This window comes from Halobacteriovorax sp. GB3 (assembly GCF_028649655.1).
GTDB lineage: Bacteria > Bdellovibrionota > Bacteriovoracia > Bacteriovoracales > Bacteriovoracaceae > BSW11-IV.
The window spans coordinates 17,837-31,729 of record NZ_JAQSLN010000006.1 but is presented as its reverse complement, the minus strand read 5'-3'; the positions used below and the strand labels follow the sequence as shown (position 1 = coordinate 31,729).

Here is a 13,893-nt window from a genome sequence, read left to right as displayed (position 1 = left end):
AAAGCGTAAAGTCTTGTCTATTTATTTTCTTTATTCAAGATACTTGCGAAAAAGATCCGAACAACGAGTGAGTTCATGATCAATACAAGCTTTAGAAAATTCTAACACTAATGCTTTAGCAACATCTGGATCAAAGTCTTTTAACTTCTGATTAAGACCAGCAAAATAGAGAGAACGAAAGACATCGCTTGAATGCTGCCTTTTGATTCCATAATAACTGCTCTCACCAAGTTCCATCTCAAAACCTGGTCCCTTAAAGAGTTTCATCTGCTTATCATCAAAAGTCGCTTCATCTACAAAACGAAACTCCGTAGAATAGGCCCTTTGTTCGAGAAGAAACTTATGAAGGATCAAATAGAACTCTTCATCAAACAGGTCTTTTTCATGAAGAATGGCACTCGTTTTACTCATAGTTTCATTAATTGCTTTAGTTACATTATCTTCGAAATGTCTTTGCTCATGAATGATCGTCGCCGTATCAGCATTCGGCGTTAGAGTAATGGTCGCCTTTTTAGCATATTTCGTTCTTTCAACAATCAGAGCTTGATTATAGTGCGAATTTGCATTGGCATGAAAGCCATAGAATCCCTTTTGGTTAGTCGTCCAAAAAAGAGAGAGATCCTTATCAAGAAGCTCTTTTGATTTTTTATAACTTCTGTGGTCATTGAATACAAAATCAAAGTCTTCACCCATTCTCTCAAAATCAGGTAAATCTTCGACATAGATATAAAGTCCACGATAACTTAATTCATTCTCTACACGAGGCTCATAGTAGAAGAGCTCCCCTTTTCCTCCGTTAGAAAAAAAGCTTTGCACAAGATTTTGTTCATCATTAGTTAAAAAGAAGTTGTGATCGAAAATCTCTCCCCAACTGACAACTCTCTTTTTCCCTTTTCTGTGACGAATATTGATTTTATCGCCTTCAATATCCATGATCTTCCAAGGAGTATAATAACTATCTAAAGTGACACTCTTAGATACGGAAGGCATTAAAATAAAATCACCGCGATTAAACTCATAAGAGAAATTCTCAATATACTTCTCTTTTAAAAGCTCCACAGGATAACGACTTAAGATAAGATCATCAGGAGATTCTTTGAAATTGATATAGAACTGCCCGTCTTGCTTAACTGGCCGACCGTAGATTTCAATTAAGTCATACTCTCCTTCAGAGTTAGGAACAGCAACCTGACTAGCGCGGTCAAAGACTCTAGCATTTTGATCAATCAAAAGATTGCGAACACCTAAATTCTCTCGAAGAGCTAACACACGGCCCTCTAGTTCATCCCTCGAAAGTTCAGAGTGAAAGATCCCCACCTTCTGAAAACACGAACTTCCAGTGCTCGAAGGAGCTCTAAAGGAAGTCTTTTCAATAAGTGAACATCCAGAAAGTATTAATGTAAGAAGTAATGCTAATTTTTTCATCATCTCTCTCATCGACATCTCAGATTATCACATAAGTCAAAGTACCATGAAACCTAAGCCCCGAAGAGTTTTCCTAGCTAAACCCATAATAAAACAGGACTTGTTTATCACTTTTATTAAAAATTAATCTTGACAGTAATGGTTTCCACATTTATATTCGATCCTGTCTTAAGAAGTGGTCTCGTAGCTCAGTTGGTTAGAGCATCTCCCTTTTAAGGAGAGGGTCCTGTGTTCGAGTCACAGCGAGATCACCATTTTTTGACATGAGCATAATTTAATCTAGATAATGCTCCCATCGTCTAGCCCGGTCTAGGACACCGCCTTTTCACGGCGGTAACAGGGGTTCGAATCCCCTTGGGAGTACCAATTTTATAAAAAGCCTGATCTTCGGATTAGGCTTTTTTTTTGCCTTTTAATTCCATTTATATAGACGTTTTGATTTGATGCTCGGTCTGCCGCGCCTTTGGCTTGCATACCTTAATATCAAACATCTCCACTTCAATGCTTGCCACTGGCAACCATTGCCGCGGGATGCCCCTTGGGAGTACCAATTTTATAAAAAGCCTGATCTTCGGATTAGGCTTTTTTTTTGCCTTTTAATTCCATTTATATAGACGTTTTGATTTGATGCTCGGTCTGCCGCGCCTTTGGCCTGCAAACCTTAGTAAAAAACTAAGCGATTCAAGAGAAATAACGATTATTCTTTTATTTAAAAGACGGATATTCAATTTAGATGGATCAAACTCTATCTGAAACTCAAGGACTCGCATTAATTGAAAACGGCTATCTCGTTTGCGACACTCTCTTTCAAGATCAATTTGCAAGCTCACTTAGAGACTATGCTCTCACTCTATTTGAAAGAGATCAGTTTAGATCTGCTAAAACAGGACAAGATGTTTTTGAGAAACATCGCCCAGAGATTAGAAGTGATCAAATCTTTTGGATTGATGATTGGAATAAGAATCTACTCTTAAATGAACTTAATCAAACACTTGAATCTTTGAAAGAAGAGTTCAATCAACTCTACTATCTGTCTTTAAGGCGATTTGAAGGTCATTTCTCAGTTTATGAAGATGGTGCCTTTTACAAGAAGCATCTAGATGTTCACAGAAATCAAAGGCACAGAAAGATTACTGGAATTCTCTATTTAAATGATCTCGAAGATCAGGGTGAATTGGTTCTTTATAAGAGAGAGAATAAACAGGAAGTTGAGAAGATTATATATCCTAAGACAGGAAGACTTGTTCTTTTTCGAAGTGAACAATTTTATCATGAGGTAAAAGCAAGTTACAAAAAGAGATCTGCCGTCACGTTTTGGTTTCGTGACGACATGGAATTATTTTAATGATGATGAGAGTGGTCGTGATCATGTGATCCGTGGCCACCAAGCTTTTTTACAGGGGCCATAACTTTCAACTTCTCCCCATTAGAAAATTCAAGAGTTATATCCACCTTATCTTCTTTTCCAATTTTCTTTTTCAATCCGATAAGCATTAAGTGATTTCCCTTAGGCTCTAACATCACCATTCCCTTTGAAGGAACTGGTAATTTTGAAACTTTTCTCATTTTCATGACACCTTTATCATTTACATGAGTGTGAATTTCAACAACTTTTGAATAAGAAGAACTCGCTTTAACAAGATCAACCGACTTATCAGTTTCATTATGAATATGAAAATAAGCGGCACTCATTTTAGAACTTGCAGGAACTGCCTTTACCCATTCGGCCATAGTAGAGAGTCCAGAAGCTAAAGTCATATTTGAGACAAAGAATAGTGCGAAAACAATTTTTTTCATTATAATCTCCCGATTGAATTTTCTAAAACTTTCATAAATTTTGGATCATTTTGAATATCGCTAAACATACCGACAAGCTTAGAGTCACCATCAATAACAAAGTATCGACTCGTATGATCAACAGTATAGCCAAGTTCTGAGTCCTCTAAATCAACAAAGCTATAGTAAACGGAATAGAGCCTTGTCACTTTATCAATTTCATCACGATTTCCCGTCAAACCAACAATGTTTCGACCAAAGAAGCTAGCGTATTCTTGAGTCTTTTCTGGTGTATCACGTTTCCAATCAACACTTACAAAGATCGTCTGTATTTTATTTTGCTTTTCTTCATTGAGAGAGCTTAACTTTGATCTCAAGTGAGAAAGGGCCATTGGACAAACATCAGGACAAGTCGTAAATCCAAAATAAAGTATAGAAACTTTCCCCTTAAAGTCTGATAACTTCACTTCTCCCTTATTACCCTGTAGAGAAAAATCTCCTCCAAGATGAGAAAGGTCTGAGATAGGTTTCATTTTCAACGCTGTATTAGCAAGATAAGCAACAACAATCGCAAAAACACTTATAAGTATGGCAAAGACAATTTTATTTTTCACGTTTTACCTCAAAGTCAAAATTAGTTTTCAACAACTGCTTCTCCCCTTTTACACTAAGGTGTACTCGCCATGTCATGGCCCTCTCCGTGCAAATTGGAAAGTCTCTCTTTGCTCTAAATGAACCAGGCGCAATTTGCTCCATTTCAATAATCTCATTATTCATAAGCATACTCTGCCCGTGGAGATAAATAATGGCATTTGGATTTTTAAGACCTTTAACATCAACCTCATAAAAGACTGGTGTTCTTTGTTCAATTGGAGAGGCTCCAGTAGAAAAACGTAACTGAACGCCATCTTGCTCAAGCTGACATACTTGTTGTGTAATATCGCATTCATGTTTAATGAAGATTTCCTTTGGTGTTAAATACCAAAGAGTTCCAGAAAGAACGGCCAAGAATAGAAAGATAAAGGGCAAATAAGCTTTCATGCCGCTATCTTAGACTCTTTCGCCCAATATGACTATTAAAGTGCAACATTATGCTGCAGTGTAGGCAGGTAAGGTAATCCTAAACTCAGTACCTTTTTCAGGCTCAGAAACAACCTTTATTTGACCGTAATGATTTCTTACTGTTTTAAAGATAAATGGAAGTCCTAAACCAGTACTAGCTTCTCCACCGGTTCCAATTCTAGCATCAACTTTTTGCTCCATCATCACCTTTTCAACATCTTCAGACTTCATGCCGACACCATAGTCTTTCACAGAGATAACAATCTTTCTCGCCTCTTTTGAGATCTCAACATCAATGTGAGATCCTTTCTGTGAAAATTTAATGGCATTAGTCATTAGATTTTCGACGACTCTTTTAAGAGCGCGAAAATTTCCCATGACCTGTACTCTTTCATCAATAGAACTTTTAATTTCAATGTTCTTTGCTTTGGCGATAACATCTAAAACACTAAAGGCACTCTCATAGGCCTCGGCGACTGTGACAACTTCATAACTCATTCCCGTTTCATTCGAATCAACGGCCTCTTTTACTGTCTCTCCGATAATTTCTTGAACAGCAATTGAACTCGTATGAATAACTCTTAACAAGTCTTTTAGTTCAGTTTCATCAATATCATCTTCTTCGAGTAAAATATCAGAAAGCGAGCGAATCGCGGCAATAGGATTCACAAGATCATGACCTAGCATTTTTAAGAGAGACTCTTTGCTAACGTTTGCTTGTCTTAACTTCTCAAGCATTAATCTTTCATTTAATTGATTTTTAATTATCGCTGTTTGATCGTGATAAATTAAACTTGCACCGACAATATTTTTCTTATCATCATACATTGGCCAACCACTACAAAGTAGCCATGTTCCTTGCGATCTACCCGAGTGAACGACATATAACTTTTCATTCGTAACAAGCTCACCTTTAAAAACACGTTTTGCTGGTAAATCTTCATCTTCATAAACGGTGACCCCATCGCCCATATAAGTGATGTAGTCAAAGTGGGGATCCGAAGCAATAAGAAAACTTTTAAGTCGAGAACCAAAAATCTCTTCACTCGCATCATTAAAGAATAAACAATTCCCTTTTGTATCTACTGAAATAAGAGCATCTCCAATTGTCTTGGCCGTTAGCTCTAATAGTTCTTTGAAATTTTGGAAGTCATTGTTGTAATACATAGGCAGTTCTCAATCTTAATTTTCTTTTTGTTTCTTATTATTTATCGTCCTTTCAACTATTTAAGTTGATACCTTCCCTCTACATTTTCAACTCTTTTTATATTAAAATTCCAAAACAACATTAATTTAACTTTAACTTTGGAGTCCAATTATGAGGATTATCATATTATCAGTATTGGCCATGTTTTTAAGTTCATGCTCAACATCTGACAAAAGACATCAGGATCTTAATTATGAGGTAGATGGAACATCTTATAAGGCCTACATAGCAAAGCCGAAAAAAGAGAACGATAAAAAAGTAGGTATCATTGTCGTTCACGAATGGTGGGGTCATAACGAATATGCAAGGAAGAGGGCCGACAAGCTGGCAGAACTTGGTTATACGGCTTTAGCACTCGATATGTATGGTGAAGGTAAAGTTGCAAATCACCCAAAAGAAGCGGGTGCTTTTGCGGGTGCCGTATTCAAAGATCTCAACTCAGCTAAGAAGAGATTTAAAAAGGCCATTGAAACACTAAAAGAAAATAGCACAATTAATCCTGATAACATTTCTGCTATTGGATATTGTTTTGGCGGTGGAATCGTATTGAATATGGCAAGACTAGGTCTTGATCTCGATGCAGTTGTTAGTTTTCACGGTTCTCTTGGTTCACCAATTAAAACAAAACCAGGGATGATTAAATCAAAAGTCTTAGTTCTTAATGGTAAGGCAGACCCGATGGTTAAAAAGAAAGATATTAAGAACTTCATGAAAGAAATGAAAAAAGCAAAAGTTGAATACAAATTTTTTAACTATGAGAATGCAAAGCACGCATTTACAAATCCAATGGCAACAGAACTTGGTAAGAAGTATGGACTCCCACTCGCCTACGATAAAGATGCAGACGAAAAGTCTTGGGAACAAATGAAAATGCTTTTTGATGAACTCTATTAGAATTTAACTCCAATACCAATAGGAAGTTTCCATTTAAGACCGAGCACTAAGTCTCGGTCTTTTTTTTGACCTATTAAAAGACCATACTGACCGAGTCTCTTTGTCTTTAAAAATTCTGGATGCAAATTCAAGCGATAGCGATAATCCTCACCTCCATTGATAAAGAGTGAGGCGTTTAGAAAGTCATCCTTGTCATAAAACATTCCAACGACAAAACGACCTTTTTGTTTCAAAGGATCAGTAAGCGCCATTCCCGCAGCAAGTGTATAAAACTTCTTTTCTTCCACTTCATAACTAACTCCGGCAAGAGTTTGCATACCGAGAAATAGAAAAGGGCGAAAATTTGTTTTAAAAACGTTAGGTCTAAAAATATAATTCAAACCAGCATTTGTGACATTAAATTGGTCGAGCTCTAATATCGGCTGAGAGTGCCAGTGATTCATCGAAAGTGTATCTCTAAAAAACTTAACAACATCATCATTTTGAAAAAGATAAATTGCCGCAATATCAAAAACAAAGAGATCCGCAATATTATCGTGGCTCGTGATATTATGATTCGTTAATTCAAGTGCTTCATTTCCAAAGTGTGCTAGATAAGAAAAGGTTATAGCATAGGCCAGTGGAAATTCAGCTCCCTTATATTCAAAGTACTCTTGCATAAGCCTAACATCATAACCTCCACCAATGAGATGAAGAGTTAAATTGGGCACAACCCTAGTCGTCGTAAACTCATCTTGAAAGAACTTCTTAAAGCCTCCATCCTTTTCAATAGAATGAATGGGCGAACCAATCCGCTTAAATAAGGTCTCATGCTTTTTGAAAAAATTTTCTTGAGAAAAGTAGTATGGGTTCTGAATGACATCGTAAGCGCCATTCACATAATATTCTAGCGGGTCAATATTTGGTCGATCTGGCTTATAGAGAAGATAATCTTTTGCAAAACTCATTTGAGAAAATAGAAGCAAAATAAAAAAGATAAACTTCAATTAAAACTCCATCGCAAACGTTGCTCCCACTCCCTTAGGAGTTGGTATTACCGTTAAAAAGTACGGGCTACCATTCTCATACTGATGATATAGTCCCCATCCATAAGAAGCACCAATAGTCATCCCAAATAGGACATCATGAAGATAATGAAAATCATCGTTAATGCGACTTAATGACACAAAAGCCGCTGTCGTATATGCAAGTCCACCCCAGTACCAGCCATGCCTTGCAGCTACAACAGAGGCAAAGGCAAAGGATGCCGAAGAGTGTCCAGAAGGAAATGAATCAGGATCGTCTGGATAGCCTGGTCTTTTCTCATCAATCATTTTCTTAAGGGTTATAGTTACAGCAGAAGAATAAAAAGATGCCTTGGCCATATGTTCTGCAGCTTTTAAGCTTTCGACATCATTATAATACTTCCCATAAGAATAAGCAGAAACGGTGTAGATAACATTTAAAAAGCCCCACCCTAAAGTTTCACCAATAAACCCATAGTTGCCAAAAGGTTGAGCATCTTTAAAAGACTCCCTCTTGCGATATGTTCTTGCATTTTTATTTAAATAAACAATCGTCGCTGCACTTAAACCACCAAGCGTGATGTACTTCGCATCGGTTGTAAATGGACTTGAGAGATCATCAAGTAGACTAAAGCTTTTCGTCTGAGAACTCTCCATGGCAAAAAGCCCTTGGGAAAATAAAAAGAGTGATAAAACTAAAATCTTCAAAACAACCACTCCAGCTTTAATGTCGTATATTTTGTTTCATATTCAAAATCCACCTCACGAGATAGATCCTCTTCAATCGAGTTGAATACATAAGACTTCGCAATCGATTCTAAGACAATTTTAAACTGAGGGTTTCCATATGTGAGAGAAAGGCCACCATAGATAGTAAATCCCTTGTCACTTAATCTCGCAAAATCCTTATTTCGCGTATTATAGTCAGTCGTATTGCTTGTCCCACCAAGAAGATGAAAAGCAAAGTGTTTAGTAATAAACCCCGGCTTTAAATCAATTCCAACTTCACTAAAGTTACCAGTAATTTCTTGTCCACCAAGCCTGCGATCAACTCTCTTTCTTCCATAAACTTTAGTATAAATTTCTCCGGCAAATTCAAAAGAGGGACGACGATAAGAGAACCAATATCCTAGAGAGGCCTCGTGGCGCCCTGAGGCATAATTACTTTGATGAGCATTAAAAATTTTAGGATTGTAAGTAAAGTGGAGACCATGAAAATAATGTTGATCCATTGAATGTTCAAAGTAATTTCTAAAAATAAGAGTTGGTTCACGAAATCCATGCACGTTGATCGTGCCATCAGGTAAACTTTCAAGATCCTCAGAAAATCGCTCTTGGTATTCACCTTTTATAAGGTAATCAAACTCGAGCCCAAGAAAATATTTTCCCTTGATGAAGTAACCATAACCAATTTTTATTCCGCCACCTTCATAGTTTAACTCTTCAACGACGGCAGAATCTCTTTCAAACTCTCTCTCTTCTTCATAGCCAAAAGCTGATATGGAAAATTGTTGTTTTCCTTCGCTTGGAAAATAGAAATTATAGAGGGATGCATTTGCACTTACTGAAACAAAAAGTAGAACGAATAGTATTTTCACAATGTGATAATTATCGATCTCATTTCAATAAGACAAGGAAATTCGGATTAGGCCAAAAGCTCTTCAATTTGAACTATTAATTTCTTGAATCGAATAGGTTTCTTCACAACTTCTTTTACGTTGCTTGGAAGATCGCTTCCAGCTGAATCGATATAACCCGTAAGAATGATCACTGGTAGAGACTCTCCAAATTTATCATAGAGTTTTCTTGATAATTCAAGGCCATCTCCATCGTCCATACGAAGGTCACTAATCACCAAGTCAAAAGACTCGTTTTCAGTTAGAGTGAATGCCTGATTTCCAGATGAAGACGGATAAGCCTCGTAGCCTTTACCTAAAAGAAGGTCGACAAGTGCTTCGCGGATTAATTCTTCGTCATCAACTACTAGTATTTTCTTACTCATTTGTTCCTTTATACACTATTTTTGCAGACATTCTTATTAAATTATTCAATAATATTTAGTAAGAACACGGGAATATTAAATACTTACATCATAATAAACTGCTTTCATAAATTTTTCTATGGTGGTAATTTTATAACGCAGATCAACATGCGTTATCTTGATTAATTTGGTAAGAATTTTATTCACATGCGACATTATTAACGCAAAGCAGGGTTAGAATTATTTATGTCAGAATCACTACTTAGTATCAAGAATCTATGTATCGACTTCCAATCGGAAGGAAAAACTGTTCACGCAGTTAAAAGTTTAAACCTTGAAATTCCTAAAGGTAAAACAGTAGGACTTGTTGGTGAATCAGGTTCGGGAAAATCTGTTACATCACTTGCTGTTATGGGACTTATCCCTAACCCTCCAGGAAAAATCTCAAGCGGAGAAATACTATTCCACGGAGAAGACTTAACAAAAGTATCAGTCGAAAAAATGAGAAAGTTACGTGGTAACAAAATCGCTATGATTTTCCAGGAGCCAATGACTTCACTAAACCCAGTTTACACTGTTGGTAATCAGATTGATGAAGTTCTTATGCTTCACCAAGGTATGGATAAGAAACAATCGAGAAAAAGAACGATTGAACTTTTCGAAGAAGTTGGAATCCCAACGCCTTCTGAAAGTGTAAATAAATATCCTCACCAAATGTCTGGTGGGCAAAAGCAAAGAGTTATGATCGCAATGGCCATGGCCTGCGAACCAGAACTTCTCATTTGTGATGAGCCAACGACAGCTCTAGACGTTACAATTCAAAAGCAAGTTCTTGACCTTATGCTTGAACTTCAAAAGAAACACGGAATGAGTATGCTTTTCATTACTCACGACCTCGCCGTTATTGCAGACATCGCTGATGAAGTAGCTGTAATGTTCCGTGGTGATCTTGTTGAACAAAATACGACAAGAAAGATTTTTGAAAATCCACAACACCCATATACAAAAGGGCTTCTAGCTTGTCGTCCAAGTTTAGACTCTAACCCTAAGAGACTTCTTACTGTTGATGACTTCCTAGAAAATGACGGAAACATCACTGATCCAAGTAAGACACAAGATAAGCAACCAAGAGCTGTTGATGAAGAGAAAAATCCTGTTCTTCTTGAAATCTCAGATTTTCAAAAGCACTTCCCTATCAAGGGTGGAATCTTTGGAAGAACTGTTGATTGGTTCAAAGCTGTTGATGGTGTAAACCTTAAAGTTAGAAAAGGAAGAACACTTGGTCTCGTTGGTGAGTCAGGATGTGGAAAAACGACTCTTGGTCGCGCAATCCTTAGACTAATTGAACCAACAGGTGGAAAAATCGTTTATAACGGAAGAGACATCACAAATATCAGTGCTCCAGAAATGAGAGATATGCGTGAAAAAATGCAAATCATCTTCCAAGACCCATACTCATCTCTAAACCCAAGAATGACAATTGGTGATATCGTAACAGAGCCAATGGTTATTCACGGAATTGGAAAAGATAAGAAAGAAAGATATGAAATGGCACAAGAACTACTCGAAAAAGTAGGACTTAAAGGTGACCACCTAAATAGATACCCACACGAGTTCTCAGGTGGACAAAGACAACGTATCTGTATCGCAAGAGCTTTAGGTCTTAAGCCAGAATTCATTATCTGTGATGAGTCTGTTTCAGCACTTGATGTGTCGGTACAAGCACAGGTTCTAAACCTTCTTCAAGACCTCCAAGATGAGTTTAACCTCACTTATATTTTCATTTCTCACGACCTCTCAGTTGTTAAGTACATCTCTGATGAAATCGGTGTAATGAATAAAGGTCAGATTGTTGAGTTTGCAAGTGCAGAAGAAATCTACAAGTCTCCAAAAGATGACTATACGAAAAAACTTCTTAGCGCGATTCCAAAAGGTGTTCCTAAGGAATTACTTGCTGAAAGACAAAATTAATTTCGAATAAGAGCTCCAAATGGAGCTCTTTTTTTTTCCTTACTACGACAAAATTATCATCTAGATTCACGGCTCATTTTAAGAGATAATAAAGAGTACACCACAGGAGGAGTTGTGAAATGCCATTAGTAGATAGTTCGACATACAAAGCACCAAAGCTATTTAAAAACGGTCATATTCAGACTCTCTATCCCTACTTCTTTAGAAAAATAGATGATCTCAATTACAAGCGAACAAGAATAAAAACTCACGACGGTGACTTTCTCGACATTGACTATTCTCCAGTAAATTCTAATAAGCTTGTTATTCTTTCGCATGGCTTAGAAGGGAATTCTTCTCGTCAATATGTTCTAGGAATGGCGAGACATTTTAATAATATTGGTGTCGATGCCCTTGCTTGGAATATGAGAAGTTGTAGTGGGGAAATGAATAATACCTCTCGCTTCTATCACGCTGGAGATGTTGAAGAGCTCGATTGTGTTATTAAATATGCAAAGACACTCAAGCAATATGAAGAGATTTATCTTATCGGCTTTAGCCTCGGAGCGAACCTTACGGCAAGATACTTAGGAGACATGGGAGAAGCTCACGATCCTCTCATTAAGGGCTCAACAGTATTTTCAGCTCCCTGTTGTCTCAAAGGCTCGGCCTCAGTTTTACAAAAGCCAATGCAAAAGATCTATCTTCAAGACTTCATGGGAACAATGAAGAAGAAATTGCTTGAAAAAAGTAAAGTCATGGATCTTTCAATGGTTGATATAAAAAAGATTGATGATGTTAAGTCCTTTTTCGAATTTGATACACACTTCACGGCTCCTCTTCACGGATTTAAAGATGCTTTTGACTACTACGATAAAGCAAGTTGTAAACCAGTTCTCCATAGAATTAAAGTTCCAACTCTCATCATTAATGCCAAGAATGACCCTTTTCTATCAAAAGAGTGTTACCCGATAAAAGAAGCGCACCGTAATAAGAATCTCTTTTTAGAAATTCCAAACTCCGGTGGACATATTGGATTTGTTACTTTTAAGGAACAACAATACTGGACAGAACTTAGGGCCGAGCGCTTTCTACTTCATAGAGATAAAAAAGGTTTTGATCTAGCCGTTGGCTAATTTATTTTCAGGAATACCGACAGTAAATATTCTATTCACAAGTTCTAGATCGTCAGAATTTAGGCAAAGAATATGACATTCATCAAGCTCTTCTAAAATAGTCGCCCCATGAGGAGTAAAGTACTTCCCGGCCCTCTTTATGCAAACGATAAGAGTTCCCGATGGAAGTCTTAATTCAAAGACATTCTTACCAACAGCGTAGTGATTAATATGAATGGTTACTATTTTATAGGAATCCCTTATTAGAGAAACATCATCAATCTCAGGAAGAGTTTCAGGAAGTGGGGACTCAGTAAGCCCTAAGAATTTTGCCATCGGTTTCAACGTCCATCCTTGAGTCAAGGCCGAGACAAGTACGACGAAGAAGACAATATCAAAGAGAAAGTAAGCGGCCTGTCCCTTTTTAACAGCAACTAAACAAGCAAAAACAATAGGAACGGCTCCTTTTAATCCTGCCCAAGAGATGAATAGTTTTTCTTTGAAGTTAAAAGAGCTAAAGGCCAGCGAAATAAAGACACTTAATGGTCTTGCAACAAAAATCAAAAAGATGGCGATGAAAATACCTTTAGAAGACGCCATATAAAGTCTACTTGGAAAGACGAGAACTCCCAAAAGAATGAAAAGCCCAATCTGCATTAGCCATGAAGTTCCATCGATGAAATTCAAAGAGGCCCTCTTATGAGGAAAACGACTTGAACTAAGCATGAGGCCTAAAATATACACGGCCAAGAAACCATTTCCATTAAAGTAATTCGTTACAGAATAGGTTAGAAAAAGCGTTGAAATAGTGAGCGTCATATAAAGCCCAGGAAATCCCAAAGTAACTTTACTTACAAAGAAGATAAACATCTTTGAAAAGAGATAACCCCCGACTGCGCCAATCGCCATACTCCAAACAAATTGACCTACTCCCTCCAAAGGAGAAAAGATAAATGTACTTGAAAGTAAGACAACTAAAAAATAGGCCATGGGATCGTTACTCCCACTTTCAAACTCAATAACACTTTTTACTTTTTTAGATATATGAAGGTTAAGCGATTTAAAGATATTAAAAACAGCGGCGGCATCAGTCGAAGAAAGAACCGCTCCGAGTAAGAGAGACTTCTCCCAAGTAATACCAATAAAGTAATGAGAAAATAAACTCACAAGTCCGGCGGTTAAGAGAACACCAACATTTGCAAGGGATAGCCCTCTGCCGATAATAGGTTTTATATCTTTAACATTAGTCTCAATTGCACCAGAAAAAAGAATTAAACAGAGAGCGACAATAGATATGGTGTAAGACAATTCATAATTTTCAAAATCAATTCCTCCAATCCCTTCACTACCAGCAATCATTCCGAGAGCAATAAAGAGGATTAGAATTGGAAGACCTAACTTAGAGGCCTTACTAAAAAGAACGGCAACAAAAACTAAGCTTGCTGCAATAATGAGCCAAACATCAATAGATTGTAACAA

14 protein-coding genes and 2 tRNA genes are annotated in these 13,893 nt (G+C 37.1%); 6 read left to right on the top strand and 10 right to left on the bottom strand.

The window, feature by feature from the left end:
* Nucleotides 1-30: 30 nt before the first annotated feature.
* Nucleotides 31-1,428 (bottom strand): hypothetical protein, encoded by a 1,398-nt coding sequence (locus HBN50_RS17355; protein ID WP_273872169.1) that lies wholly within the window; start codon nucleotides 1,426-1,428, stop codon nucleotides 31-33.
* A 174-nt stretch (nucleotides 1,429-1,602) separates the two neighbouring features.
* Here HBN50_RS17355 and HBN50_RS17350 point away from each other — a divergent pair.
* The 3 genes from HBN50_RS17350 (at nucleotide 1,603) to HBN50_RS17340 (ending at nucleotide 2,770) form a co-directional block, all read left to right on the top strand.
* A tRNA-Lys gene (locus HBN50_RS17350) sits at nucleotides 1,603-1,679 on the top strand.
* A gap of 34 nt (nucleotides 1,680-1,713) precedes the next feature.
* Nucleotides 1,714-1,791: transfer RNA gene (locus HBN50_RS17345), tRNA-Glu, on the top strand.
* A gap of 367 nt (nucleotides 1,792-2,158) precedes the next feature.
* A complete protein-coding gene (locus tag HBN50_RS17340; RefSeq protein ID WP_273872166.1) occupies nucleotides 2,159-2,770 on the top strand; it encodes a 2OG-Fe(II) oxygenase in 612 nt (203 codons plus the stop codon).
* Here HBN50_RS17340 and HBN50_RS17335 read toward each other — a convergent pair.
* The 4 genes from HBN50_RS17335 to HBN50_RS17320 are packed head-to-tail and all read right to left on the bottom strand — an operon-like array spanning nucleotide 2,767 to nucleotide 5,430.
* Nucleotides 2,767-3,222 carry a copper chaperone PCu(A)C gene (locus HBN50_RS17335; protein WP_273872164.1) on the bottom strand — a complete coding sequence of 152 codons (456 nt, stop codon included), beginning with the start codon at nucleotides 3,220-3,222 and terminating at the stop codon, nucleotides 2,767-2,769. The genes HBN50_RS17340 and HBN50_RS17335 overlap by 4 nt on opposite strands.
* The gene (locus tag HBN50_RS17330) at nucleotides 3,222-3,815 is read right to left on the bottom strand and encodes an SCO family protein (protein WP_273872162.1); all 594 of its coding nucleotides are present in this window, start codon (nucleotides 3,813-3,815) and stop codon (nucleotides 3,222-3,224) included. The genes HBN50_RS17335 and HBN50_RS17330 overlap by 1 nt, the downstream gene beginning before the upstream one ends.
* Nucleotides 3,805-4,242, bottom strand: coding sequence for a hypothetical protein (locus tag HBN50_RS17325; RefSeq protein WP_273872161.1), 438 nt, complete (start codon nucleotides 4,240-4,242; stop codon nucleotides 3,805-3,807). Before HBN50_RS17325 ends, HBN50_RS17330 begins: the two co-directional genes overlap by 11 nt.
* A 48-nt stretch (nucleotides 4,243-4,290) precedes the next feature.
* Nucleotides 4,291-5,430 (bottom strand): sensor histidine kinase, encoded by a 1,140-nt coding sequence (locus tag HBN50_RS17320; protein ID WP_273872160.1) that lies wholly within the window; start codon nucleotides 5,428-5,430, stop codon nucleotides 4,291-4,293.
* 151 nt (nucleotides 5,431-5,581) lie between these two features.
* Between HBN50_RS17320 and HBN50_RS17315 the strand changes: the two genes are divergently transcribed.
* Nucleotides 5,582-6,364 (top strand): dienelactone hydrolase family protein, encoded by a 783-nt coding sequence (locus HBN50_RS17315; protein ID WP_273872159.1) that lies wholly within the window; start codon nucleotides 5,582-5,584, stop codon nucleotides 6,362-6,364.
* Here HBN50_RS17315 and HBN50_RS17310 read toward each other — a convergent pair.
* The 4 genes from HBN50_RS17310 to HBN50_RS17295 are packed head-to-tail and all read right to left on the bottom strand — an operon-like array spanning nucleotide 6,361 to nucleotide 9,370.
* Nucleotides 6,361-7,350, bottom strand: coding sequence for a hypothetical protein (locus HBN50_RS17310; RefSeq protein ID WP_273872158.1), 990 nt, complete (start codon nucleotides 7,348-7,350; stop codon nucleotides 6,361-6,363). The genes HBN50_RS17315 and HBN50_RS17310 overlap by 4 nt on opposite strands.
* On the bottom strand, nucleotides 7,351-8,076 hold the full coding sequence (locus HBN50_RS17305) for a phosphatase PAP2 family protein (protein ID WP_273872156.1): 726 nt from the start codon (nucleotides 8,074-8,076) through the stop codon (nucleotides 7,351-7,353).
* On the bottom strand, nucleotides 8,073-8,966 hold the full coding sequence (locus HBN50_RS17300; RefSeq protein WP_273872153.1) for a hypothetical protein: 894 nt from the start codon (nucleotides 8,964-8,966) through the stop codon (nucleotides 8,073-8,075). Before HBN50_RS17300 ends, HBN50_RS17305 begins: the two co-directional genes overlap by 4 nt.
* 47 nt (nucleotides 8,967-9,013) lie before the next feature.
* The gene (locus tag HBN50_RS17295) at nucleotides 9,014-9,370 is read right to left on the bottom strand and encodes a response regulator (RefSeq protein ID WP_273872151.1); all 357 of its coding nucleotides are present in this window, start codon (nucleotides 9,368-9,370) and stop codon (nucleotides 9,014-9,016) included.
* 225 nt (nucleotides 9,371-9,595) lie between these two features.
* Here HBN50_RS17295 and HBN50_RS17290 point away from each other — a divergent pair, with 225 nt between their 5' ends.
* Together HBN50_RS17290 and HBN50_RS17285 are read left to right on the top strand one after the other, a co-directional pair.
* Nucleotides 9,596-11,320, top strand: coding sequence for an ABC transporter ATP-binding protein (locus HBN50_RS17290; RefSeq protein WP_273872149.1), 1,725 nt, complete (start codon nucleotides 9,596-9,598; stop codon nucleotides 11,318-11,320).
* Nucleotides 11,321-11,439: 119 nt separating this feature from the next.
* The gene (locus HBN50_RS17285) at nucleotides 11,440-12,435 is read left to right on the top strand and encodes a YheT family hydrolase (RefSeq protein WP_273872148.1); all 996 of its coding nucleotides are present in this window, start codon (nucleotides 11,440-11,442) and stop codon (nucleotides 12,433-12,435) included.
* Here HBN50_RS17285 and HBN50_RS17280 read toward each other — a convergent pair.
* A complete protein-coding gene (locus HBN50_RS17280) occupies nucleotides 12,421-13,893 on the bottom strand; it encodes a potassium/proton antiporter (protein ID WP_273872147.1) in 1,473 nt (490 codons plus the stop codon). The genes HBN50_RS17285 and HBN50_RS17280 overlap by 15 nt on opposite strands.